Consider the following 24,429-nt stretch of genomic DNA (forward strand, 5'->3'; position numbering starts at 1 on the left):
TGTGGGGTTATGCGGCAGCAGCCGCGGGGATTGTGGTGGGGAGGGCCCCGGCGCGGAGTGCCGCGATCCGGGCCTCCAGCTCAGCCAGGGGCGGGCCGCCCGGCGTGTACGCGCGAGCCGCGGCCTCCGCGACCGTGCCCTCCATGTAGGTGCGCACCAGCCCGCGGGCCAGGATCTGCCCGGCGCCGGCAATCGCCTCATCACGCGTCGGCATCGGGGCCTCCCAACTGCATCTCGGCCTGTACCTCTACCGCGGTGGACTTAACCAGGCCGAGGCGCCCGGCGAGGTCGGGCGCGTAGTACTGGCGGACGTACAACGTCTGTCGGACCTGGCCGTTGTGCAGGCGCGGCGCATTGTGCTGGGGTCTCAGGTCAAACCACTCGGACGACCGCTGGCCCTGCCGCGCCCGCCACTCGAAGTCCTCGACCATGCGGTTTTCCTTGCGGGACCAGTGACTACCGACCTTCTTGCGTGTGGCCAACCGCCTCTGATCGAGGAGCTCACGGACCCGCGGGCCAGTCGTCTGGTACTGGCCTGCGAAATTCTCGATCGTGATGATGTCGTCGGACTCCGCCACATACCGCTCGTGGTAGGCGACGATTGGGGCCTGCTGCTCGACCGTCTGCTCCAACTCGGCGATCTGCGCTGTGGTGATCTGCAGCGCCCGGGCTACGATCTGCTGATCATCCAGCGCCGGCGCACCGGTCCCGTAGCTGCCGGTCTTGCGGATCGAAGGCAGGACCTCCGAAGTGATCCAGCGTCGGAAGACCGCCGCTTCCGGCTTATCCGACCGGATGACGACCTCGTACATTCCCGCTTCGGAAACGACTGCCGTGCTCTGCAGCCGCCCCAGGGTGTCGGCAATGGGGTGATTCTGAATCATGTCGTCACCCAATCGGTCCTGTCGGTACTGCTTGAGCCCGAGAACCCGGATGAGGTCCGCGAGGACGAACCACGGTCCGCCGTCGATCAGGACCGTCCGCACTTCGGTACCCTGGTAGTTGAAGATGTTCAGCTCGTTCATCTCGATCTCCTTCCTGGAGGTCAGAGCCCTCGCCTATTGCCGTAGGTGGGGGCTCACTTCGTTTCTGTCTTGCGCGCCCACTGGTGACCGGCATGCACGTGCGGGGGCTTGGCGACCTCCGCCTTCTGGCGGCCGGCGTTCCGGCTGTTTCGCTCGGCGATCGCCTCGCGGAACAGCACCACGGTCGGGTCGTTCTCGGTGACAGGCAGACCCGATGCCACGCAGTGCGCGATGTCCCGGCCGAACTCGTCGATGCGCAGGTCCAGGGTGTCGTCGGGTGTCGTGGCCCAGTAGCTGTCCATCACGCAGCCCCTTTCTCGTCGTGGCCTTTGCGGGCCTCTCCCTCGGTAGGATTGGCGCTACCCCTAGAACCACCTACCGAAGGAGAAGAATCATGAGCGGACTCGCCATGCTGACCATCGAGAACGTCACGATCCAGATGAACGTCAGGGTCCACAACGACCTCGATTTCGTGATCCGAGAGAACCTTGGGTTCAATGACGGCGTCCTCGTCGTTGGTCCGGATGAGAACGGAGTCGAGCAGCGTCTCTGGGTTGGCCCGCACGTGGATTACGATCTCCAGGTCATCCACCTCGACCCGTCCGCTCCCCCGCGTGTTCCCGAAGCCGACCGGATGATGTACGAGGATGAGCTTTACGACACGCGACGTGCGGGGCGAACTGCCGTCGCCTACGTCGGCGGTGAAGAGCTGATCCTCGAGTCCGAGTGACTGAGCGCGGATTCGAGACCGCAGGCTCTTGATCTCCTGCGATAGCTGTCCGACCTGTTCCCGTGCGCCGCTTGCCTCGCGTTCCGCTTCTCGGAGCCGGCCGGACAGATACGCGATCGTGCCCTCTAACTGCTGCATCTCCTTGTAGTGCATGGGCCGATCCGAATCAGGGAATCGTACTGCCATCACGCCGCCGCCTTTCCGCGAGCGCGAGGCGACTTATTTGTCGCGTGCGCTTGATTTGTCACTTTGGGCTTGAATTCAGCTTCTTCGAGTTCGAAGAGGTCCTCCCAGTCGACGCCGAGGCGGGCCGCCAGCAGGAGCCCGAAGTCTTCCGTGATCGTCGGTAGCGTGCCCTTTTCGATCTGGTAGATCGCCGCCTGCGAGCGCTTGCACAGGAATGCCAGGTCGCGCTGGCTGTACTGGCGATTCTTCCGCTTTCGGCGGATCATCGCCGGGTCTTTGACCTTCATCCACGTCTCCTTCCGTACGAGGTTGAGGTGTCGCCGCGTGCGTGTCGTCATCATTCTGCCTTCCTGTTGTCCTGTTGACAAGTTAAGTGTGCGCGATTTGTTATCTACTTGTCAAGCCGACAAGTGGCCTCACCCTACTTTTGCCCTGTGATCGTGTGGGATTATGTACTTGTCAGTTGTCATGGGAAAACTTGACTCTCTGTACCTACCGCCGCGCACTCCAGGAGGCTGGACCTCGTGAATACCTCGCTCAAGGCTCTAATCGACCAAGCTGTCGCCAAGCATGGCGGAGCATCAGGTCGCGCCCTTGGGCTGCTGGCACAGAAGCATGGCCACAAGATCGTCGGTACCACCATCAACGGGATTCGGAACGGGACCTACAAGTTCAACCCGTCCGATGAGACGATCCGTGCGATCGCGTGGCTGGCCGGCGTGCCCGAGGCTGAGGCGTTCACCGCAGCAGGAAAGCCCATCCCAGGGCCACCCTTCGCCGCGGAACTCCCACCCGGAGTCGACAACCTGTCGGCCCGGTCCCGGAAGGCCGCCCTGGCGATGCTCTCGGCCCTGGTCCACGCGGAAGCAGGAACCAGCGATGCACAAGACGACGACACACCTACCACAGACGACGGACACGACGCCCAAGCCACTACCGTGGCTGACCCGCCGGCACCGGGAACACCACGCCCGACCGACAATCAAGAGCAGAAGACCCGGCCCGGGCCGAGCCCGGAAATCGAAGCCTTGCAGGCCAGGGCTGACAGCATGTCCACGAAGGACATGATCGGCCTGGCCGCAGACCACGGCCACGCATCCGGCGACGACGAGGAGACCGGCGAGTGAGCCGGTTCAAGCCGGGATGGGATTCGGCCAGCACGTTCCACCTGGCCACCCAACGCCAGGGCCGCTACGGAGTGGCATACGTCCGATCAGTGTGCACGCAATTCGGTGTCGGTTTCGGTGAGACGTCGGCCGACGAGGATACGATCGGTGTCGATGGGCAGATTGAGTATGAGGTCAGCCCGCTACGCATCCAGATCAAGTGCACTACCAAAGCGTTCACAAAGCAGGAACCCCACATCTCCTGGCCGATCAAGGACAAGTGGGCCCAGTTGTGGTCAGGCATGCTAGTTCACCCATACCTTGTCGTCGTCCAAGTCCCGGAAGAACCAGCTGACTGGATCGACTACGAAGATGGCAGCACTTTGCACCACACGTCTGCCTATTGGGCCCCCTTGGACAGAACTACCTTGAAGCCCTTGGAAAAGCAGACATCCATCCACGTTCCGAAGCGCAACCTGTTCACTCCAGAAACAGTGGGAGACTGGGAACGCGAGATCAAATCACAGTTCATGGGAGGCGAGTAATGACCGACATCGATCGTGAAGACCTCACGTCCACGCTCAAAAACGGCGCTTGGACTCTCATCGGACGAGGACCGGCTGGCGAGCTCTGGCGCAACAGTCAGTCCGAGGCAGAGGTTGGCATCCCATACGACGTGCGTCCGTCTACTTCCGCGTGGTCTGATGTGCTCATCCGAGTAGCAGCCGCTGACAAGATCTCTGTGCCCGACTTGTCCAAGACGCTCATCTCAAACCGCTTCGACGTATCAGAGTTCCGTGCGGCCGGCACCAGTTGGTCCCGCTCCGTCCCAGTAGATACCGGCTATAACCTGTTCAAGACGGCGCGTCAGGTCCTGCGAGCGAGCGCCACCACCTCGCGGAACCAGACTGCTCAGATTAATGGTAACTACTCGACGGCGGGGGATGTTCTTCTCTCCCAATCCCGCTTTGGGCAGACTCGTGAGGGCTCGTACATTGTGCCGCTCTTGGTCCCTGTCGTGAGTCCTGCACCGAGTACGACGGAGCAGGTCGATGAGCTTAAGCAGGACGATGAGGTGTTTGGGAAGACGGCCCATGGTGAATCGGTGGGCCGGCGTGCTACTCGCATGATGGCCCAGTCTCTTGATGCTTTGTACCGTGAGGTTATCGAGCCGGCGGTTGTGCCCGGTAAGGAGCTCGTCAACCACCTGGTCATGTTGGGTATCAGCCGTGAGTTCATCTCTGCTGTCGAGTCCACGATCTCAGAATCCATGGTGGATCGACTGGACGTCGACTTCCAATGGTCTCCGCGTGGCGGCGACCTGCCAAAAAGCATCGAGCATCATTTCTCCATAGAGTCGGAGGCGGCTGAGCTTCTAGAGCGTACGGCAAAGAGGTTCGTCCGCCCGCCAAAGCACGACTTGGAGACTTTCACCGGCCCGATTGTCCAGCTGCGGGACGAAGAATCTACTTCCTATGCCGACTTGACCATCGACACCACAAGGCGAAACAGATCTGTCGAACTCTCGGTTCGCGTATCGACTAGAGACGGTGCAGCGGTCCACGACTGGTTCAAGCAACGCGAGACCGTGATCGTACAAGGTCTCGTCCGCACACAGTCTGGGCGGCTGCGGATCGATTCCCCGAAATCGATCGGCTTGGCGAAAGACACCGTGCTACCAACCGAGTGATGTCAGTGCCTCGTGATTAGCTGCGAGCGTGCGACCCTACCCCCATCCGTGGGCCGATCTGCTGGCCCGTGAGCACGTCGTCGTGTCCTGGCATGGCGACCTGCCCCCGGGCATGCGCGGCGCCACCAACGGCATAGACATCATCCTGCTCTCTACCCGCCTGCGCCTGCAGCCGGAGCGACGCTGCACACTCACCCATGAGCTCGTGCACGTCGACTGGGGGCATACCTGCGGGCAATCGCCCGCTATCGAATCCCGCGTACGGCGGGAGACCGCGCGGCGCCTCATCCTGCCCGAACACCTCGAGGACGCGGCCCGCTGGGCATCCAGCACGGCCGAGGCCGCCGAAGCCCTCTGGGTCACCGAGGACGTCCTCATCGACCGCCTCCACTGCCTCACCACCAGCGAGCGCGATGCGCTGATTTCTGTGTGTCGTGGTCATTGGCAGCAACCGTAACCACTGCGAGCGCCCGGGCCCTGCCCGTGGCGGTGTTCGCGCACCCCATTTTCGAGGAGAACCATCATGTCCGATAGGGCAGTTTTGTATCTGCGTCAGTCTGTGGCGCGGGAGGAGTCGATCAGTCTGGAGCTGCAGGAGTCGGCGTGCCGGCGACACTGTGAGGAGCGCGGCTATCAGGTGGTGGCGGTGAAGGCGGATCCGGGGATCTCGGGGCGGACGTGGCGGCGGCCGGCGGTGGTTCAGACGATGGAGATGATCGAGGAGCATGAGGCTGAGGTGATCGTGCTGTGGAAATGGTCCCGCCTGTCGAGGTCGCGGCGGGATTGGGCGGTGGCGGATGACCGGGTGCGTGTGGCCGGCGGGCGGATCGAGTCGGCGACGGAGGACATTGACGTGTCCACCAGTCATGGTCGGTTGGCGCGCGGGATGATGGTGGAGTTTGCGGCGTTCGAGTCGGAGCGGATCGGGGACCAGTGGCGGGAGGCCCATGCACGGCGCGTGTCGATGGGTCTGCCGGCGAACGGCAAACCGCGGTTCGGGTATCGGCGGGCCGGTGAGGGGTTCGAGCCTGACCCTGAGACCGGGCCCGTCCTGGCGGAGGCCTACAGGCGGTTCGTCTCCGGTGAGAGCTCCGGCCCGATTGTGGAGTGGCTCAACGGCTTGGGCCTTCACCCTGCCAGCGGATACGGCCACTCCGTGGATTCCCTCTGGTCACGGCGTACTCTCATCCGCTGTCTTGATACTGGGTTCGGAGCCGGGTTCATCCGCTCACATGGCGAGCTTCTCCCTGGCGTTCAGGAAGCCGTGATCACTCCTCAGGAATGGGAGGCGTACCTCGCGCGGCGCCGCAAGCAACAGTCTGGACCGCGAAACGTGGCCCGCTCCCCCTACCTACTTTCCGGGTTCATCCGCTGCGCATGCGGCGGCATGATGACGGGAGGGACCCGGCGGCGTGGGACTCCCCAGGAACGGTCCCAGTATCGGTGCAGGCAGTCCAGCGAGAAGAACACCCATCGTGGCGGGTATGTCAACGCGAACTATGTGGAACGGGCAGTGCTGGACTGGCTGCGCCGGCTGGCCGACGACCTAGATCATGCGACGACTGCAGCTGCAGCAGCAGAGCAGCGGCGGACACGAATCGTGGCCGATGTGGCCGACATGGACCGGCAGATCCACCGGCTGGGGCAGAGCCGTGCCCATCTCACGGTGCTCCTGGCGCAGGGTGCTATCACGCATGGCGCCTATCAGGGGGCTGTCGACGAGATGGAGGCCGATCTGTCGGATCTGGCGAGTCGGAGGTCTGCGGCCGCGGCGGAGCGGGCACGACTGCCAGTGGACATGTCTGCAGCCGCTCGGGACATCCTGACACACTGGGATGTACTCCCCGTCACCCAGCGTAGGGAGGCCCTGTCCCGCCTCATCCGCGTAGTAGTCGTCACCCCCAGGAAGCCAGCCGGTACGATCCGGATCGTGCCAGCGTGGACAGAAGATGAGTAGCGGAAGCCTCACGAGACTGTCATGGTGATGACTGCGGCATTGGTAGTCGGATTATGGGCACTCGCGGGCCAGGCCTTCACCGAGTTCTTCAACGACAGCATGGACAAGGTCCGGCGGGCGGGGTGAGGCCACGATGAGGCTGCGCGAGGACCGGGGTTCGGCCGTCGCCGAGTTCGCCCTGGTGGCCGGCCTGCTGTCGCTGATCTTCGCCGCCGTCCTGCAGATCGGCTTCGCGGTGCACGTGCGCAATACCGTGATCGATTCCGCATTGAGCGGCGCGCGCACGGCAGGCCTGGCCGACCAGGGCGGCGCGGCGGGACGCGATACGGCCCGTGAACTGCTTTCGGTGTCCCTGGGCGAGGCCTATGCCCGCGACATCACCGTCGACGCGCCGGGCCCGGGGCGGATCGTCACCGTGACGGTCCGGGTGCCGGTGCCCCTGATCGGTCCGGTCGGACCACGGCTCTGGGAGATTTCGGCCCGGTCCCTGGCCGAGGATCCACAGGAGGGCCGACGATGAGAGATCGCGGCAGCGCACCCGTGGAGTTCATTTTCGGCTCGGTGGTCCTGCTGATCCCGCTGATCTACCTGTTGGTGGCCTTCGCACAGATCCAGGCGGCGTCCATGGCGGCCCAGGCGACCGCGGTGGACGCCGCCAGGGCCGCCGCCCGTACTCCGGAGGTGGCCTCGGCCACGGCGCACGAACTCGCGCGCATGCACTTCGCCGACTTCGGCGTCACGCACGCCGGCCTGGACCTGTCCACCGACTGCGAAACAGACTGCCGGGCCGCCGGTACCCTGGTCACCGCCCGGGTGGCGCTCAGAGTGCCTCTGCCAGGAGTCGCGCTGATCTTCGGACGCGAGGGCCCCGGCACCGTCACGGTGCGCGCCTCGCACACCGACCAGATAGCGCGCAGCGGTGCCGACTCCCCGAGTGGGTTCCGATGAAGCCCGTAGACGACCGCGGCTCGACACTGCCGCTCATCATCGGGTTCACCACGATCGGCCTGCTGTTCATCGTGCTCGCCGTACAGATCACCGATATCTATCTGGCCCGCGCCCGGCTGCACGCCATCGCCGACTCCGCCGTACTGGCCGCCGCCGAATCCTTCGAACCGGGGACGGGTGACGCTCCTTCGATCGATTTCACGGACGCCGGCGTCGAAGCCGCCGCCAAGCGCTTCGTGACCCGCACCGCCGCCGATCCGCGGTTGAGCGCAACCACCGTGCGCGGCAGCGCCCATGGCGCCTCTATCGAGGTGCGCATCAAGGCGCGCTACCGTCCGGTGCTCATCGCACCCCTGACTCCACGCGGCATCACACTGGAAGTCTCGGCGAGCTCGCGCGGCGGGCTGCGGCGCTGAGACCGCCGCACCGGATCCGTACGGGGCTACTTCGCAGGCCCGGCCGGCGCCCCAGTGCCGGTGGGGACGGTCGGCTCATCGGCCATCAGCGGTTCGAACAACACCATGTCGACGTCCTTGGCGAACAGCGCGGCGTGGACCATCAGGATGAGCATCATGAAGGTGTTGAGCAATGCGACGACGATGAACACCCGCGGGTCCTCGAAATTCCCCTGGGCCACGATCATCGCGGCCGCGGTGTTGCGCTGCGCGGTGCCCAGGGCGCCGATCTCGGAGAGTTCCCGACGGCCCTGGCCGTTGCCATAGCCCAGGAAGAACGACAACAACAGGGCGACCACACCGGCCGCGATGGCCACCCACAGGCCGGGATCGACCATCGCCGGGGCATGCCCGATGACCGAGGCCGCGAGCATCGCATACAGCGCGATACTGCTGATCCGCGCCACCCATGGCTGCACCACCGCCGTGACCTTTCGGGCGAGGCACAGCAACAGCATGCCCACGGCCATCGGCAACACCATCTGCTCCACCAGTGACTTCGTCATCGCCCAGCTGTCGACCGTGACATCGCCGAGGAACAACGGCAGGAGGAAGGGCAAGAACACGATCGTGGCCACCATCAGAACGAGCTGGACCGTCGCCCCCAGGGCCACGGTGTTATGGCTCTGCACCGTTAGCTTGATCAACAGGGGCGCTCCCGCCGCACAGGCGAAGAGCACCAGGCCGATCCGATAGACCTCTTCGACGTGGAGAACGTCGGCGGCCAGGATCATCAGCGCCGGCACCACCAGGAAACTGACGATGAGCATCCGCACCAGGAAGCGCCAATTGCGCAGATGGGCCACGATCTTCAGGGGATGCTGGGTCAGGCCGACGTTGAGCATGCTGCTGACGACGAAGACGGGAGTCAGCCAGCCGACGGCCATCTGGAGGAAGTGCAGCATGTTAATCTTTCAAGTTCATATGCCGAATACGGATCTCCCACGATAGTGTACAGGTGTCGGGAAAATACCAGCAGTAAATACCAGTACACAAAGGTGAGCATCATGCCGGAAACCCCATCACAGTCCCCCAACATCCTGTTCATCCTGGCCGACGATCTGGGCCAGGGCGACGTCTCCTGCTTCAATCCCCACGCCGGCTGGCACACCGGCCACATCGACGCCCTGGCCGCCCAGGGACTGCGGATGACCGATTCCCACGCGACGAGTTCCCTGTGCACGCCCAGCCGCTACGCCGCCCTGACGGGCCGGTACAACTGGCGCTCGCGGCTGAAAAGCCTGGTCCTGCCCGGGGACTCCATGGCCCTGGTCGAGGCCGACCGGCCGACCCTGCCCCGGCTGCTGAAGGACAACGGCTACCGCACCGCCGTGGTCGGCAAGTGGCATCTGGGGCTGGACTGGCATCTCAAGGATTCCGGAAACGACTACGACGCCTTCGGCCTGTCAGCGGACGAACACCCGGAACCCGCCAACCGGATGGGCCGCAACGGAGACTTCGCAGCCCGCGATATGTGGCATGTCGAGGGCCTGGACATCGACTACACGCAGCCCGTGCGCCGCGGCCCGAACCAAGTGGGATTCGATTACTCCTTCATCACGGCGGCCAGCCTGGACCAGCCACCCTACGTCTACCTCGAAAACGGCATGCCCCAGGGCGTACCCAGCGTCTTCGCAGGCGACCAATTCAACCTCGACCGGGTGACGGACTCCCAACAGCAGCAGATCCAAAAGGGCCCGATGGTCCCCGGCTACGACATCGGCCGTGTCGCCTCCGACTTCCAGGCCAGGGCGCTCGACGTGCTCGACGGGTTCCTGGCCGATCCGGATACCCCGTGGTTCCTCTACGTACCCAGCCATCTGGTACACGGGCCCGTCATCCCCGATGCCGAGTACAGGGGCGCCAGCGGCAAAGGCCCCTATGGCGACTGGGTACTCCAGCTCGACGACTACGTGGGCCAGCTGGTCGACCGGATCGATGCCGCCGGCGCCGGAGGGAACACCATCATCGTCTTCACCTCGGACAACGGGCCATCGGGCGTTGCGGGCTTCGAGACCCTGGCCGCCCAGGGCCACGATCCCTCGAACGGCTGGCGCGGGCACAAATCCGATATCTGGGAGGGCGGCCATCGCGAACCGACGGTGATCCGCTGGCCCGGCACAGTGGCCCCGGGAACGACCAGTGACCGAACCGTCGCCCACAGCGACCTGTTCGCCACTTTCGCGCAGATCCTGGACGTGGCAGTGCCCGAGGACGCCGCCGAGGATTCGATATCGAACCTCCCACTGTGGTTGGGCGGCGACGAGGCCGTGCGCCCCGACCTGATCTCCAGTTCCGGCGGTGGCGGCCTGGCCATCCGCCGCGGTGATTGGAAGCTCGAGTTCGTCACCACCGGAGACGGCATGGATGTGCCCAAGGACCCGCACACCACCACGTCCTATGAGCCCGCCCAGCTCTACAACCTGGTAAGCGATCCCGGGGAAACCGACAACGTCATCGCCGCGCACCCACTGCTCGTCTCCGAACTCACCGAACTACTGGCCGAACGGATCCGTCGGGGCCGGTCCACACCGGGACCCGACGGGGTCAATGACTGGCCCGGACCCGACGGCGACTGGCACCAGATCGGCTGGCTCTCCGACGCCGAACAGGTCATCGACGATGCCCGCCATGTCTGAGCTGACCGCGCTGATCGACGTACCGGCCGGCTGTGGACAACTCGGCAGCGAGGATTTCTATCCTGAGGAAAAACCGGTCAGACGGGTTCACATCCCCGCCTTCCGCCTCGAGGCCCATCCGGTGACCAACGCCCAGTTCGCAGACTTCACCGCCGCCACCGGCTACCTGACGACGGCCGAACTCCCCCTGCCCCCGGATCTGGCACTGGGACCGGGTCGGACCCCGGGCTCGCTGGTATTCACCCCGACCCCCGGGCCGGTCCCACTGGACGATTGGCAACGCTGGTGGACCTGGGTCCAGGGAGCCGACTGGCGCCATCCCCACGGTCCCGACGACGACCTTGTCGGCAAGGACTCGCACCCTGTCGTGCACATCAGCCGCGCCGACGCCCTGGCCTATGCCGCCTGGGCCGGCAGGCGGCTGCCGAGTGAGGACGAATGGGAGTACGCAGCGCGCGGACCCGGGGCCGCTACCGTCTACGCCTGGGGCGATGAGCCCCACCCCGGCGGGCGCATCATGGCCAACACCTGGCAGGGCGACTTCCCCCACCACAACACCGGGCGCTGGCGGACCACCTCACCGGTGGGCAGCTATCCTCCCAACGGCCTCGGCCTGCTCGACATGATCGGCAATGTCTGGGAATGGACGGCCAGTCCCTTCGACCGGGCCGGCACCTCGCCCGGTGCCGCCCCCGGTGGGAGCTGCTGTGCACCGGCTCCGGCCGCACTCGGCCCGGACCGGCACACCTTCACCGTCAAGGGCGGATCCCACCTGTGCGCTCCCGAATACTGCCACAGGTACCGGCCGGCGGCCAGACAACCGCAGACGGAGGACTCCGCAAGCACCCATCTGGGCTTCCGCTGCGCCGTGTGAGTCCACCGGCCACCGGCGCATCATCCGCCTGTGGACGGGCGGCCGTTGTCCACAGCCCACCTCTCCGGGCTTCCGCCGCACCGGCGGCCCGGTCTACGGTGCGCGCATGGAACAGATCGTCCTCCTCCGCTCTCCCTTCGCCCTGCGCGCCCTGTGCGTCGACGCGCCCGCCGGTCGTCCCGTCGCCGAAGTGCTCGCCCACGTTCTGACGGCCCACCACCGCCCACCTCCAACCTCACAGGACGACGATCGTCCCGGGGCGGGGCACACCGCAACCGGGCACACCACCTCGGGCACCGTCGTGCCGGACACCGGCGAGACCTGGGGCCGCTGGGTGGGCAGGGCCACGGCGACGGTCCTCTGGGACCCGGGCTCCGCACCCGCCCCGCCGGCTGTCGGCCCGCGGGCCGAGGTCGTCACCGGCCCCGATTCCGGCCATATCCTGCCGCTGCCGGCACGTGCGTGGACGATCGCGCGCGGCCCCTCCGATCTGCCCCTGGCGGACCCGCACCTGAGCCGCGCGCCGCTGACGGTCTCGCCCAGCTCCCACGGTTTCTCCGTGACCGATGAGACCGGAACCCCGGTGGAGCTGCCGAACCACCACGGTGTGTCCCGGATCCGCGTCGGGCACTCCCTCGTCCTGCTGCGGGCGGGCTCGACGGCCGGTGGTGGCTCGGCGCCCACCCCGCCTGCCCTCGCGGACTGGCCCGTGCTGCGCCCGGTCCCGGAGCCCACCCGTGCGCACTGGCTGCTGTACCTGGTACCCGCCCTGTTGGGTGTCGTCCTGGCGCTGACCACGGGCATGTGGTGGTTCCTCCTGTTCAGCCTCTCGGGACCGCTGACGGCAGCGCTCACCGGGTGTGTCGAACGACGTAGGCACCGCGCCGACTGTCTGCTGGCGGCAGCCGAATACCGCAGGCGGGTGCGCGAACGCGAGCACGACATCGATCGGCTGTGCCACGAACTGCACGAGCTCTCCTCAACCCGCCGCGCCCCGCCCGGACACGTCGAACTGGGCTACGGCACCGTCGCCGCGGCCTACGGGATGACGATCGGCGAATCCGATCCGCATGACCTGCCGCAGCCCCTGCGCGGACACTCCGAGCTGCTGCCCCCGGCGCCCCGCCGCCCCGGCATCCGACTGGACGGACGCTGGCATCCCCTGCTCGAACAGGTGCCCGTACGCATCGACCTGGCCGATGGCCTCAGGGTGACGGGCCCCGCGGACACAGTAACGGCCCTGGTCCGCTCACTGCTTCTACAGTCCCTGGCCGATCGGGTCCTCTCCACTCCGCCACCCCCGGCTGCAGCCGGCGGCCACCGGTCAGAACAGCGGGCCGCCCTGTACGTCCACGGCGAGCGGATGCCGGACTTCCTGGCCGGGGTCGACGCGATCCTGTGCCCGTGCACGGGGCGGGCAGTCTCCTGCGTGGGCGCGGCCGTTGCGGGAATCCACCTGTTCCTCAGCAGCACAGGGATCGACCTGTGGCGCGGTACCGGACAGGCCGGTCATACGGAAACCGCCGGACCGGCGGGCGGTGAGCTGTGGAGGTTGGAATGTTCCACAGACCGGTCACTCCTGACCGGCGAGCGCCCTGGGCCGGCCGACTGGGGCATCGTGATCGACGGCCCGGTGGACCTACGGCTGGTCCGCCCCGAACTCTTCGCCGTCACCTGGACCCGCTGGTCCACCGGCACTCCCGCCTGGGAACAACCGGTCGAGTTGGGCGACGTCCTGTCCGGGCCACCCGGCCCGGTGCCGACCGCTGCCGTACCGATCGGTGTGGGGGAAGACGGCGCGATTGCCCTCGACTTGTTCGGCCAGGGCCCCCACGCACTGGTGGCGGGCACCACTGGCAGCGGGAAATCGGTATTCCTCCAGACCTGGGCCACGGCTTTGGCCGCCGCGCTGTCCCCTGAGGAACTGCGCCTGGTCCTGGTCGACTTCAAGGGCGGCGCGGCCTTCGCGCCCCTGGCCGCGCTGCCGCACGTCGACTCGGTCACGAGCGATCTGTCCGGACGTCTGGCGGTGCGGGCACTGCGCGCGGTCAGGGCCGAGGTCACGCGCCGGGAGGCGGTACTCGCCGCCAGCGGTGCGTCCGACATCGACGCACACAATGCCGCGGTGGACACGGCAGATGGTTCCGGACCGGGTCACCTGCCGCGCGTGGTGCTGATGATCGATGAGTTTCAGGCGCTGATCGACGACGACCCGGGAGGTGTGGCCCTATTGGAGTCCCTGACCGCCCTGGGCCGGTCGCTCGGCATCCACTGTGTGCTGGCCACTCAGCGTCCCGCCGGTGTGGTGACCGCCAGGATGAAGGCCAATATCAACCTGCGCATCGCCCTGCGGGTCCGCGATCCGCAGGATTCCCTGGAGGTCGTCGACTGTCCCGCTGCCGCCGAACTGGATCCGGACCGTCCCGGCCTGGGTGTTATCGCCGCCGGAGCCGGTGTCCGATCATTCCACAGTGCCCATGTGGACTTCACCCGGGTTCCGGGGCCGGAGATGCTGCGCATACGCGACCTGCATTCGGGCGAGGAAACGAGCATCCCCCTGCCGGGGACAGAAGGACACGGCCTGTGGGAACAACTCACCGGCCCGGCGGCGAGGACTTCCGCAGACCGGGCCGGTGCGCACAGCATCGTGCCCCCACCGCTGCCCGCCGAACTCCCTGCCACCGATCCCCTACAGCTGGGATCGGTCGAGGACCCACGCTCGCCGGGGGCCGAACCGTGGTGCTATGCCGGCGGGGACCTGCTGATCACCGGCGGCCACGGGCGAGGGCGCAGCACTGCGCTGCGCACCTTCGTCCAGGCGGCCTGCTCCTCCTTACGGGCGCCGGCGATCATCGTCGCCGACCCCGTGCCGGGACGGGGTTCCACACGCGGTTCCGATGCCGTCCCCTGCGCCGTGCATATCGATCCGGCGCGCACTGATCTTCTCGAATACCTGGTGGGACTGCTGACCGGAGCACGCCCCATCGGGCCGCTGGTCCTGGCCCTGGACGATTGGGAGGACCTCCTCGCGGCCCCGGCGAACCGCGGTCTCGTCGAACGCCTGGAACACCTGTTGACCGTGGGCGTACCCGGGTCGGTCATGGGGATCGTCGCCGGACGGCGGTCACTGTCGACGGGCCCGGGTAGCTCGGCTCCACACCGATTGATCTTCCCCACCCCGGCGCCGGCCGAGGCCGTGTACTACGGTCTGCAACCCGAGCGCTTCGCGGACCCGTCCGAGCCGGGACGCGGCGTGCTCCTGACCCCGGATGGTCCAGAGTCCGGCTGGGATGCACAGATCGCCAGGCCCGCGGACGGCGTCCACGATCCGACGACCAATGCTGCAGTCATGACCGTGAACGGCACCCAGCCGGGCACATCGCCGACAGCCGTACTGCGCTCATTGTTGGGATTGGAGAGCCCGCCCGAACCGGGCGCGCACGCCAGACCCGGCGCCCTCCTGCTGGGCACCGGGCCCTTGGGCGAGGCCATCGTCTGGCGGCCCGACCGAATGGGCCCGTGTTTGAACGTCCGGGTCCCGCCCGGGCGCGTAACAGAACTGGGAGAGCGGCTGCGCGCCCTGGGCCCGCCGGTGGAAACGGCTGGTTTAGCCGGTCAGGCGGGCCCGACCGCCCGGTCCGCGGGGACCGCCACCGGGGATTCGCCGCGTGTGATGCTCACAGCCCACGGCTGGCAGCCACCGTTCGGCTCGGACTTCATGGCCGCCGTGGGTCTCGGCCCCACTCTGCTGCTGTGGCCGCGCGGAGCCGGGGACCTGTTTGTCGACGGACGCCGCAGCCTGCCGCGGCTGCACGGGGCCGACGGCTGGTTCGTCGACGAATCACGGGCGGTGCCCATCGACCTCGTGATCTGAACCCGATCGGCTCCGGCCCGGAGCCCGGGATGCAGGATCACGGGCCGCAGCACCGGGGGTCTAGAACCCCTGCGCGACGCGGTAGTACACGTTGTTCCACCGCAGGGCGTCCTGGAACCCGGCCACCGTCGTGTCCTGGTCGATCACGGCCAGTTCGATGCCGGCCATGGTGGCCAGATCGCGCCAGGCGTCCATGCCCACGGCGGTGGTCATCACCGTGTGGTGGGCCGCTCCCGCCGACAGCCAGCAGGTCGTGGAGGTTTTGAAGTCCGGAGCGGGTTCCCAGACGGCGCGGGCCACGGGCAGCTTGGGCAGCGGCTCATCGGGTCCCACCACTTCCACGGCATTGGCCGTGAGCCTGAAGCGGTCGCGGATATCGGACAGGGCGACGACGACGCCCGGGGCAGGATCCGCGTCGAAGACCAGGCGTACGGGGTCCTCGCGGTCGCCGATGCCCAGTTCGTGGATCTCCAGGCTGGGGCGCCCGGTGGTCAGTGAGGGGCAGACCTCCAGCATATGGGCGCCTAGGATCTTCTCATTGCCCGGTTCCAGGTTGTAGGAGTAGTCCTCCATCAGGCTGGCCCCGCCCGGCAGCCCGTAGCCCATGACCTTGGCGATGCGGATGAGCACGCCGGTCTTCCAGTCGCCCTCGGCACCGAAGCCGTAGCCGTCTGCCATCAACCGCTGCACGGCCAGGCCGGGCAACTGCTTGAGGGCGCCCAGGTCCTCGAAGCTGTCGGTGAAGGCGGTGGCGCCCTCCTGTTCGAGGAAGCCGCGGATCGCGGCCTCCTGCCGGGCCCCGTAGCGCAGGGATTCGTGCCGCGCTCCCCCTGGCAGCAACTCGGCTGCCACATCGTAGGCCTCCAGGTATTCGGCGATGAGCCCGTCGACCGTGGACTCGTCGACGGCCTCGATCGCAGCGGCCAGGTCGTTCACGGCCCAGGTGTTCACGGACACGCCCAGGCGGATCTCCGCCTCGGTCTTATCGCCCTCGGTCACGGCGACATTGCGCATATTGTCACCGAAGCGCACCATCTTCATGTGCTGTGCGGCATCGTAGCCGGCGGCGGCCCTGGCCCACACGCCGATCCGCCCGGTCACATCGGCGTGGGTGACGTGTCCGACCACGGTAACCCTGGGGATGTTCAGCCGCGTCAGGATGTAGCCGAACTCACGGTCGCCGTGGGCGGCCTGGTTGAGGTTCATGAAGTCCATGTCGATGTCGGCGTACGGCATGCGCTCGTGGACCTGGGTGTGCAGGTGCAGCAGTGGCTTGCGCAGCGCCTCGAGGCCGCGGATCCACATCTTCGCGGGGCTGAAGGTGTGCATCCAGGTGATGACGCCCAGCACATCGTCGTTCGCTCCGGCGTCCAGGATGGTCCGCAGGATCGATTCGGAGTCCGTCAGGACCGGTTTCCAAACGACCTTGACGGGGATATCGGATGCGGCGTCCAATGTGGCGGCCAGCTGCTGGGACTGTGCGGCGACCTGGTCCAGGGTCTCTGGACCGTAGAGGCCCTGGCTGCCGGTGAGGAACCAGATCTCCTTGGATTCGAATGGATTGGCCATCATGGTGGGTGCTCCTAGGTTTCTTCGCAGGGATGGGTGGGGCGGCGGGGCTTATTGGCCGTAGACGTTCTGGTAGCGGTCGTAGAGCCGATCGATGATCTCCTGGTCGATCGGCTGCACCTCGCCCAGCTGCTGTGCGATGTGCACGGTGCGGGCGACCTCTTCGACCATCACGGCGGCCTTGACCGCCGATTCCGCGTTGCGGCCGATGGTGAACGGGCCGTGATTGCGCATCAGCACGGCCGGCGAGCGGCTGCCCGTCAGCGTCTCCACGATGCCCCTGCCGATCGATTCGTCGCCGATGATCGCCAGCGGGCCCACCGGCACGGGGCCGCCGAACTCATCGCCCATCATCGTGAGCACGCAGGGGATCTCCTGGCCGCGGGCGGCCCAGGCTGTGGCGTAGGTGGAGTGGGTGTGCACGACTCCGCCCACCTGCGGCATGTGCCGGTAGACGTAGGCGTGGGCCGCGGTGTCCGAGGACGGCGCATAGTCGCCCTCGAGCAGGTTTCCGTGCAGATCGCACACGACCATCGCATCGGGGGTCAGCGTCTCATAGCGCACGCCGGAGGGTTTGATGACCAGCAGGTCATCGGCCCCCGGCGTCGCGTCCTCGGATACCGGGACGCGCTCGGAGACATTGCCGGCCGTCCACACGACCAGGCCCCAGCGGGGCAGTTCCGCGTGCAGTTCGGCGACCCGGTGCTTGGCGATCTCCACGCGTTCGCGCACCGTGGTCGACAGGCGCGCGGTCTTGTGCGGAGTGGTCTTCTCGGACATGGGTGATTCGGTCCTTTCTATACTGCGATTTCCCGGCAGCCGGTCGGTGCGCAACCTGGTCAGGGCGCAAGCTCGTCAGTGCGCGGTCCTATCGGTCGCCGCGACGGCGGTGGCCTGCAGGTCCAGGCCGCGGCGGTAGTGGTCGAGGAAGCGGCGGAAGCCGTTGGCGTCCACGGGCTCTGGCCGCACGGTCTGCGCCGGAGCATCGGCGAAGACGGTATTGGCCAGGAAGGTGTGCAGGGGCGCCTGCGCGTGGTCCAGGTAGGCGGCCAGCAGGGCGATGCCCCAGGCCCCGCCCTCCCCGGCTCCCTCGGTCACCACGATCGGGGTGCCGGCGGCCGCCGCCAGCAGCCGGGCTGCCACATCGGCGGTTTTGAGCAGGCCGCCGTGGGCGTTGAGGAAGTCCAGGGCGACGTCCTCGGCGCGCAGCACGTCGAGGCCGATGGCCAGGGTGGCGAAGACGGAGAACATCTGCGAGCGCATGATGTTCTCCAGGTTCAGTGCCGTCTCCGGTCCGCGCACCATGAGCGGACGGCCGTCGGCCTGGCCGGTGATGGGTTCACCGGAGATGTAGTTGTACGACAGCAGCCCGCCGGCGTCGGGCTGGGCCCGCAGGGCCGCCGCCAGGAGTTCGGCGTAGGCGGTGTCGGGGTCGATCTCGGTCTCGGGGGCGAACAGGCGCGCGGCCTGGACGAACAGGGCCACCCAGCGGCTGAGCTCGTCGGCCCCGTTGTTGCAGTGGACCATGGCCACGGCCTCGCCGGCCGGGGTGGTGACCAGGTCGATTTCGTGGTGGATCTCCCGCAGGGGTTTCTCCAGCACGACCATGGCGAAGATCGAGGTGCCAACGGAGACATTGCCCGTGCGGGGGCGCACGGAGTCGGTGGCGACCATTCCGGTGCCGGCGTCGCCCTCCGGCGGGCACAGTGCCGTTCCGGGCTGCAGAGCCCCGGTGGGGTCGAGCAGCAGGGCGCCGGCGGCGCTCAGGGTGCCTGCCGGGGTGCCGGCGGTGAGCACCCGGGGCAGCAGGCGGGACAGGTCGGACTCGGGCACCAGGGCCCTGATGTGGGCGTCGAAGGCGTCGAGCATTCCGCGGTCGTAGTCGCAGCTCGTGGAGTCGATGGGGAACATCCCCGAGGCATCGCCGATGCCCAGGACCTTCTCACCGGTCAGGCGCCAGTGGACGTAGCCGGACAGGGTCGTCAGGAAGTCAACCTGTGGCACATGGGGTTCGGCGTCGAGGACCGCCTGGTAGTAGTGGGCGACCGACCAGCGCAGGGGGATGTTCACGCCCAGGACCGAGGTCAGTTCCCCGGCTGCGCGCGCGGTCGTGGTGTCGCGCCAGGTGCGGAACGGCACCAGGAGTTCGCCCTGGGCGTCGAAGGCCAGGTAGCCGTGCATCATGGCCGACACGCCCATGGCGTGCAGCCTGGTCGGGGCCGCGCCGTAGCGGGCAGTGGTCTGGGCGCTCAGGTCGGCGTAGGCTGCGGCGATGCCCTCCCAGATCGCGTCGAGCGCGTAGGTCCAGTGGCCGTCGACCAGCCGGTTCTCCCAGGTGTGTCCGCCGGTGGCCAGGGGGCGGCCGTCCGGTGCGGTCAAACACGCCTTGATGCGCGTCGATCCGAGTTCGAGGCCCAGGATGCAGGACCCTGAGGCGATGAGCTGGGCGGTTTCGGGGATGTTCTCGACCATCGTGGGCGATCCACCTTGCTTCTGTTCAGACACGACTGTTAACGCTAACATTAATGCCTTGGAGTCCGGGCCGCCAGTGTTCCGGACGGGAGGGAAGCATGGAACTGCGCGACGCACCGGAGTCCGTAAACCTGGCCCACGGGGACTATTCCGCGGTGATCGACCCCGTCGGAGCCGCCCTGGCCGCCCTGCGCCACGCCGAGCGCGATCTGATCCTCCCCTTCGCCCCTGGCTCCGAACGCCGCGGCGCACAGGGCTCTGTGCTGGCACCGTGGCCCAATCGGATCGGCGGCGGGCGCTACGCCTTCGCCGGCCGCATCCAGCAGCTGCCGCTGAGCGAGCCCGACCGCGGCAATGCGATCCACGGCTTGGCCATGTGGACCCAGTGGCGGATCGCGCGGGCCACCTCGGATTCGGTCGTCCTGACCATCCGCGTGCCGGCCCAGCCGGGGTATCCCGGCGCGCTGGACGTCAGCTGCACCTATCAGCTGGACGATTCCGGATTGACCTGGCGGGTCGAGGCGCAGGGCGTGGGCCCTGGTCCCGTGCCCTACGGCGTCGCGGTCCATCCCTATCTGACCCTGCCGACCGGCCGGGTCGACGACTGGCGGTTGTGCCTGCCCGCCGCAGAGGTCCTCGTCCCCGATCCGCAGACCCTGCTGCCGCGTGCCCTGGAACCGGTCGCAGGCGAGCTCGATCTGCGCACCGGCGGCCCAATCGGTCCGGCCCGGATCGATCATGCCTACACCGGTCTGCCACCCGCGCCGGTATCACTGACCCTGTGCGGTGCCGCCGCCCAGGAACCGCGGGTCACCCTGAGCTGGGATTCCCGGGAGATGCCGTGGGTGCAGGTATTCACCGCGGACCTCGGCATCGCAGGGATGGATCGGCGCGGGCTCGCGGTCGAACCGTCCACGTGTCCGCCCGACGCCTTCAACTCGGGCACGAACCTCATCGTCTTGGAGCCCGGGCAGGAGCACCGGGCCCTCTGGCACCTGGCCGCGGGATGAGGAGGACCGGACCGCCCACCCACCCTGGCACCCTTCGGCCCGCAGGCCGGTAATAGTCTTGACGGTGGGTCGAATCCCTTTCGCCCCCCGTTGTTCATCCCCGGAACGGACCGATTTCACAATGCCCACCCCTCCAGCCGACACTCCGCGCCCCACTCCACCGGCGCCCCGCCGCAAGGCCGCCGGCCGGCGGCCCTCGATGGCCGATGTCGCAGGACTGGCCGGTGTCTCCCACCAGACGGTCTCCCGCGTCATCAACGACATCCCCGGAGTCCGCCCGGCGACCCGTGAGCGCGTCATGGCCGCGATCGCCGAATTGGGCTACCGCCCCAACAACGCCGCACGCACCCTGGCCACCTCCCGGTCGGGGCTGATCGGCGTGATCGCAGTCGGGTCCTTCCTCTACGGCCCCACCCGCACGCTCTCCGGGATCGAGGAGGCAGCCAGGTCCCATGGTTTCGCCACCCTCCTGTCGACCATCCCCGAATCCGACCGGACCGCTTTCGCCGCGGCGATCGACACCTGCCTGAACCGCGCCGTCGAGGCCATCGTCGTCATCGCCGCCCGTAACCGGGTGGTGGAGTTCCTGGCCGGCCTACACACCGACGTGCCGATTGTGGCCGTCGGGCCGGCGGCCGCCGACCTGCCCCGCCTGACCACTCTGAGCGTCGACCAGGCAGCCGGCGCCGAGGCCGTGATCGAGCATCTGCGGGACCGGGGACACGGCCACATCGCCCTGCTGGCCGGTCCCGAACACTGGACCGACGCCCAGGCGCGCACCAGGGCGGTCCGCGGTTGTTGCGCCAGCTTCGGAATCGAGCTCGAAGTGTTCCCCGGCGACTGGTCGGCGGCTTGTGGCTTCGCACTCGGCTCGCAGCTGGCCACCCGAGCCCCTCAACAGCGGCCCACTGCGGTATTCGCCGCCAATGACGGAATGGCACTGGGACTGCTGGCCGCCTTCAACCGCGCCCGGATCCGGGTACCGCGCCAGATCGCGGTCGCGGGCTTCGACGACGTCCCCGAATCCGGGTTCTACAGTCCGGCGCTGACAACCGTGCACCAGGACTTCGTGGAACTGGGCCACCGCACGGTCCTGGCCGTACTCGACCTGGTCGACGGCCGGGAGCCGGACACCACCCCGATCGCACCCACCCTGGTGGTGCGCGCGTCCACAGTCGAGGACTGAACCGCGCGGCGGCGCGCCGCACCGGCGCACCCCTTTGACACCTCGGCCGACACGGGTCTAGGCTTCCTCACGATCGAATGTTAGCGCTCACTTCCGGGCTCCTCCCGGACGTGGGTCCCACCCCATCCCCATCAGTACTGGGCATAAGACACTGGGCGGAGAGTCAGCGCGGACGCCTCTGCGAAACGCCGACCCACACGCCTCGAGGAGCACAATTGGGCAGCGACAAGAAAATATCCAGCGCCTTCATCTACTTCTTCGGCGCCTTCGGCGGCATCCTCTTCGGATATGACATCGGTGTGATGACCGGCGCCCTGCCGTTCTTGCAGAACGACTGGGGCCTGGGCGATTCCGCCGGGGTGATCGGCTGGATCACCTCGGGCGTGATGTTCGGCGCTATCTTCGGCGGCGCTATCGCCGGCCAGCTCTCCGACCGCTTCGGCCGGCGCAATATGATCCTGGCCTCCGCCCTCGTCTTCGTCCTCGGCTCGGTGCTGTGCGGACTCTCCCCGCACAACGGCTCGATCTACCTGGTGTGCGTGCGCATCTTCCTGGGCCTGGCAGTCGGTGCCGCCTCGGCCCTGGTGCCCGCCTATATGTCCGAACTGGCACCGGCCCGCCTGCGCGGGCGCCTGTCGGGGCTGAACCAGACGATGATCGTCTCCGGCATGCTCATCTCCTATGTCGTCGACTTCCTGCTCAAAGACCTGCCGGAGACCTGGGCCTGGCGACTCATGCTGTCCCTGGCCGCGGTGCCCGCGATCATCTTGTTCCTCGGCGTGCTCCGCCTGCCGGAATCGCCGCGCTTCCTGGTCAAACACGGCAAGGACGAAGAGGCCGCCAGGGTACTCGGCTACATCCGCAAACCCGCCGAGATCGACGCCGAACTGGCCCTGATCAAGAACACCGCGGTCCTGGAGGAATCGGCGCAGGCCAAGGCCGGCTGGGCGACCCTGTTGTCAGGGCGCTATCGCTACCTGGTGATCGCCGGCATCGGCGTGGCCGCCTTCCAGCAGTTCCAGGGCGCCAATGCGATCTTCTACTACATCCCGCTGATCGTCGAGAAGGCCACCGGCAACTCCGCCGAATCGGCACTCATGTGGCCGATCATCCAGGGCGTCATCCTGGTCCTGGGATCCCTGCTCTACATGGCGATCGCCGAACGCTTCAACCGTCGCTTCCTGCTCATCGGCGGCGGCATCATCATGGCGGCGTCGTTCCTGCTGCCGGCCATCATCAACACGGTGGCCCCGAATTCCTCGCCCATGCTCATCGTCGTCTTCCTGTGCGTCTACGTCGCCCTGTACTCCTTCACCTGGGCTCCGTTGACCTGGGTGATCGTCGGTGAGATCTTCCCCCTGGCGATCCGCGGACGCGCCTCGGGCCTGGCCAGTTCCTTCAACTGGATCGGCTCCTTCCTCGTCGGCCTGCTGTTCCCGATCATGACCGCCCGGATGAGCCAGGAGGCGGTCTTCGCGATCTTCGGCGTCATCTGCGTCTTGGGCGTCGTCTTCGTCAGCCTGCGCGTGCCCGAAACCCGCGGCCGCACACTCGAGGACATCGAGGCGAACGCGCTCAAGCGCTGAGCCCCCTGGCCCGGTGATAGCACAGCGCCGCGCCGCCACGTGTTGTGGCGGCGCGGCGCTGTCTGCTCTCCCGGCTCAGTCTCCCGGAGTTCAGTCCCCCAGGGTCGTGTACGTGTAGAGCACGCGGGCCAGGTGCGCTGTCAGCAGACCGTCGAGCAGTTCACCGAGCACCGGCATCTCACTGGTGACCTCCACGTCCACCGGCACATCGGTCGACAGGCGCGCGATGATCACTCCCGCGTCCTGCAGCGCTGCCTGATAGTCGGTATCGGAGGATGTGGCGGCCACAGCGGCCTCCTCGGCGTCGAATGCCACGCCGACGGTCAGCTCCGTGGCCTCCTCTGGCACGCCGTCCGGCCCGGCATCCGCCGATCCCGGGGCGGCCTGCTCCGGCCGACCCGCGGCTTCGGGTACGGCGTAGGACACCGCGAAGGCACTGATCCGGCCGGCGCGGCGCAGCAGGGCCGCTCCATAGGCGCCGGCGGCCTCGGACAGGAAGGCTGCGTTGATCCGCCCGGGACTCAGGGGCGCCACCGGGTCCACCCGGTTGACCCCCGCGTACCAGGCCCCGAATGCCTGGGTCAGTGCGACCGATCCGGTCGCGGTGACCTGGAAGTCCTCGACCCGGTCGGCGCCCAGATTGCCCAGGGCCATGGGCTGTACCCGGATCACCCGGGTGGTGGACAGTTCGCCGAAGCCCCAGTGGGCGGCGATCGCGGCGCCGGGCGCCTCGGCTGCGATTCTGGCGCGCAGTGGCAGGCCCTCGAGGTCCGTCCCCACCGTCTGTTCCCGGACCGCCGCCAGCAGGGCGGATCCGATACCGTGGCCGCGTTCCTCGGCCGCGACCTCCACATGCACCCAGGCCCGCGCCGGGTGCAGGGGTGCCGCGGCGATCGCCGCGGCGCCGACGACGACATCGTCGTCGTCCAGAGTCGCGACCACACAGCACAGGGCCGGGCCCTCTCCGGTGGCCCCACTCGAGGGGGCGCGCAGCAGCGAGCGCGCAAAGTGTTCCGCAGGGGTCGTCGGGTCGTGCAGGAGCTCCGTCAAGCGCAGGTCGTCGCCGGTCCGGAAGGGTCGAATCTTCACCATGGGACAAGTCTAACGAGGCCGGCCCTCCCG

At 67.5% G+C, this 24,429-nt stretch carries 24 protein-coding genes; 15 read left to right on the forward strand and 9 right to left on the reverse strand.

Translation table 11 applies throughout. The features are described 5' to 3' along the window. Positions 1–7: 7 nt before the first annotated feature. The 3 genes from NQ036_RS03830 to NQ036_RS03840 are packed head-to-tail and all read right to left on the reverse strand — an operon-like array spanning position 8 to position 1,327. Entirely contained in the window at positions 8–214 is a 207-nt protein-coding gene (locus NQ036_RS03830) for a hypothetical protein (protein ID WP_257047043.1), read from the reverse strand. Continuing rightward, the gene (locus tag NQ036_RS03835) at positions 201–1,025 is read right to left on the reverse strand and encodes a phage antirepressor (RefSeq protein WP_257047042.1); all 825 of its coding nucleotides are present in this window, start codon (positions 1,023–1,025) and stop codon (positions 201–203) included. Before NQ036_RS03835 ends, NQ036_RS03830 begins: the two co-directional genes overlap by 14 nt. 53 nt (positions 1,026–1,078) lie before the next feature. Then, on the reverse strand, positions 1,079–1,327 hold the full coding sequence (locus NQ036_RS03840; RefSeq protein WP_257047041.1) for a hypothetical protein: 249 nt from the start codon (positions 1,325–1,327) through the stop codon (positions 1,079–1,081). 92 nt (positions 1,328–1,419) lie between these two features. Here NQ036_RS03840 and NQ036_RS03845 point away from each other — a divergent pair, with 92 nt between their 5' ends. Continuing rightward, positions 1,420–1,755 (forward strand): hypothetical protein, encoded by a 336-nt coding sequence (locus NQ036_RS03845; protein WP_257047040.1) that lies wholly within the window; start codon positions 1,420–1,422, stop codon positions 1,753–1,755. A gap of 185 nt (positions 1,756–1,940) precedes the next feature. Here the strand turns inward: NQ036_RS03845 and NQ036_RS03850 are convergent, their stop codons facing one another. After that, complete coding sequence (locus tag NQ036_RS03850; RefSeq protein WP_257047039.1) at positions 1,941–2,228, reverse strand: helix-turn-helix transcriptional regulator; 288 nt, start codon at positions 2,226–2,228, stop codon at positions 1,941–1,943. 237 nt (positions 2,229–2,465) lie between these two features. Here NQ036_RS03850 and NQ036_RS03855 point away from each other — a divergent pair, with 237 nt between their 5' ends. From NQ036_RS03855 to NQ036_RS03890, 8 genes are all read left to right on the forward strand, one after another. After that, positions 2,466–3,068 carry a hypothetical protein gene (locus NQ036_RS03855; protein WP_257047038.1) on the forward strand — a complete coding sequence of 201 codons (603 nt, stop codon included), beginning with the start codon at positions 2,466–2,468 and terminating at the stop codon, positions 3,066–3,068. Further along, the gene (locus tag NQ036_RS03860) at positions 3,065–3,592 is read left to right on the forward strand and encodes a DUF4365 domain-containing protein (RefSeq protein WP_257047037.1); all 528 of its coding nucleotides are present in this window, start codon (positions 3,065–3,067) and stop codon (positions 3,590–3,592) included. The genes NQ036_RS03855 and NQ036_RS03860 overlap by 4 nt, the downstream gene beginning before the upstream one ends. Next, positions 3,592–4,737, forward strand: a complete 1,146-nt coding sequence (locus tag NQ036_RS03865; protein ID WP_257047036.1) for a hypothetical protein — start codon at positions 3,592–3,594, stop codon at positions 4,735–4,737. The genes NQ036_RS03860 and NQ036_RS03865 overlap by 1 nt, the downstream gene beginning before the upstream one ends. 28 nt (positions 4,738–4,765) lie before the next feature. After that, complete coding sequence (locus tag NQ036_RS03870) at positions 4,766–5,194, forward strand: ImmA/IrrE family metallo-endopeptidase (RefSeq protein ID WP_257047035.1); 429 nt, start codon at positions 4,766–4,768, stop codon at positions 5,192–5,194. 66 nt (positions 5,195–5,260) lie between these two features. Then, positions 5,261–6,694 carry a recombinase family protein gene (locus NQ036_RS03875; RefSeq protein ID WP_257047034.1) on the forward strand — a complete coding sequence of 478 codons (1,434 nt, stop codon included), beginning with the start codon at positions 5,261–5,263 and terminating at the stop codon, positions 6,692–6,694. A gap of 133 nt (positions 6,695–6,827) precedes the next feature. Then, a complete protein-coding gene (locus tag NQ036_RS03880) occupies positions 6,828–7,214 on the forward strand; it encodes a TadE/TadG family type IV pilus assembly protein (RefSeq protein WP_257047033.1) in 387 nt (128 codons plus the stop codon). Beyond that, positions 7,211–7,642, forward strand: coding sequence for a hypothetical protein (locus NQ036_RS03885; protein WP_257047032.1), 432 nt, complete (start codon positions 7,211–7,213; stop codon positions 7,640–7,642). The genes NQ036_RS03880 and NQ036_RS03885 overlap by 4 nt, the downstream gene beginning before the upstream one ends. Further along, entirely contained in the window at positions 7,639–8,058 is a 420-nt protein-coding gene (locus NQ036_RS03890) for a Tad domain-containing protein (protein WP_257057159.1), read from the forward strand. The genes NQ036_RS03885 and NQ036_RS03890 overlap by 4 nt, the downstream gene beginning before the upstream one ends. Positions 8,059–8,084: 26 nt before the next feature. Here the strand turns inward: NQ036_RS03890 and NQ036_RS03895 are convergent, their stop codons facing one another. Next, the gene (locus NQ036_RS03895; RefSeq protein WP_257057161.1) at positions 8,085–9,002 is read right to left on the reverse strand and encodes a bile acid:sodium symporter family protein; all 918 of its coding nucleotides are present in this window, start codon (positions 9,000–9,002) and stop codon (positions 8,085–8,087) included. A gap of 102 nt (positions 9,003–9,104) precedes the next feature. Between NQ036_RS03895 and NQ036_RS03900 the strand changes: the two genes are divergently transcribed. The 3 genes from NQ036_RS03900 to NQ036_RS03910 all read left to right on the forward strand — a co-directional run bounded on the left by NQ036_RS03900 (position 9,105) and on the right by NQ036_RS03910 (position 15,484). Beyond that, positions 9,105–10,736 carry an arylsulfatase gene (locus tag NQ036_RS03900; protein ID WP_257057163.1) on the forward strand — a complete coding sequence of 544 codons (1,632 nt, stop codon included), beginning with the start codon at positions 9,105–9,107 and terminating at the stop codon, positions 10,734–10,736. Next, positions 10,729–11,610 carry a formylglycine-generating enzyme family protein gene (locus NQ036_RS03905; protein ID WP_257057165.1) on the forward strand — a complete coding sequence of 294 codons (882 nt, stop codon included), beginning with the start codon at positions 10,729–10,731 and terminating at the stop codon, positions 11,608–11,610. Before NQ036_RS03900 ends, NQ036_RS03905 begins: the two co-directional genes overlap by 8 nt. Positions 11,611–11,716: 106 nt before the next feature. Beyond that, positions 11,717–15,484, forward strand: a complete 3,768-nt coding sequence (locus NQ036_RS03910) for an FtsK/SpoIIIE domain-containing protein (protein WP_257057167.1) — start codon at positions 11,717–11,719, stop codon at positions 15,482–15,484. A gap of 60 nt (positions 15,485–15,544) precedes the next feature. Here NQ036_RS03910 and araA read toward each other — a convergent pair whose 3' ends face one another. The 3 genes from araA to NQ036_RS03925 form a co-directional block, all read right to left on the reverse strand. Next, entirely contained in the window at positions 15,545–17,053 is a 1,509-nt protein-coding gene (gene araA / locus NQ036_RS03915; RefSeq protein WP_257047130.1) for an L-arabinose isomerase, read from the reverse strand. 51 nt (positions 17,054–17,104) lie between these two features. After that, the gene (locus NQ036_RS03920; RefSeq protein ID WP_257047025.1) at positions 17,105–17,833 is read right to left on the reverse strand and encodes an L-ribulose-5-phosphate 4-epimerase; all 729 of its coding nucleotides are present in this window, start codon (positions 17,831–17,833) and stop codon (positions 17,105–17,107) included. Between the two features lie 75 nt (positions 17,834–17,908). Then, on the reverse strand, positions 17,909–19,558 hold the full coding sequence (locus NQ036_RS03925) for an FGGY-family carbohydrate kinase (RefSeq protein ID WP_373456816.1): 1,650 nt from the start codon (positions 19,556–19,558) through the stop codon (positions 17,909–17,911). Between the two features lie 65 nt (positions 19,559–19,623). Between NQ036_RS03925 and NQ036_RS03930 the strand changes: the two genes are divergently transcribed. The 3 genes from NQ036_RS03930 (at position 19,624) to NQ036_RS03940 (ending at position 23,307) form a co-directional block, all read left to right on the forward strand. Then, a complete protein-coding gene (locus NQ036_RS03930; protein WP_257057168.1) occupies positions 19,624–20,535 on the forward strand; it encodes an aldose 1-epimerase family protein in 912 nt (303 codons plus the stop codon). Between the two features lie 121 nt (positions 20,536–20,656). After that, positions 20,657–21,721 carry a LacI family DNA-binding transcriptional regulator gene (locus NQ036_RS03935; RefSeq protein WP_257047023.1) on the forward strand — a complete coding sequence of 355 codons (1,065 nt, stop codon included), beginning with the start codon at positions 20,657–20,659 and terminating at the stop codon, positions 21,719–21,721. Between the two features lie 215 nt (positions 21,722–21,936). Beyond that, a complete protein-coding gene (locus NQ036_RS03940; RefSeq protein ID WP_257047022.1) occupies positions 21,937–23,307 on the forward strand; it encodes a sugar porter family MFS transporter in 1,371 nt (456 codons plus the stop codon). A 90-nt stretch (positions 23,308–23,397) separates the two neighbouring features. Here NQ036_RS03940 and NQ036_RS03945 read toward each other — a convergent pair whose 3' ends face one another. Beyond that, positions 23,398–24,399, reverse strand: coding sequence for a GNAT family N-acetyltransferase (locus NQ036_RS03945; RefSeq protein WP_257047021.1), 1,002 nt, complete (start codon positions 24,397–24,399; stop codon positions 23,398–23,400). Positions 24,400–24,429: the final 30 nt, after the last annotated feature.

Source organism: Brevibacterium sp. 91QC2O2 (assembly GCF_024580695.1).
Classification (GTDB): Bacteria; Actinomycetota; Actinomycetes; order Actinomycetales; family Brevibacteriaceae; genus Brevibacterium; species Brevibacterium moorei.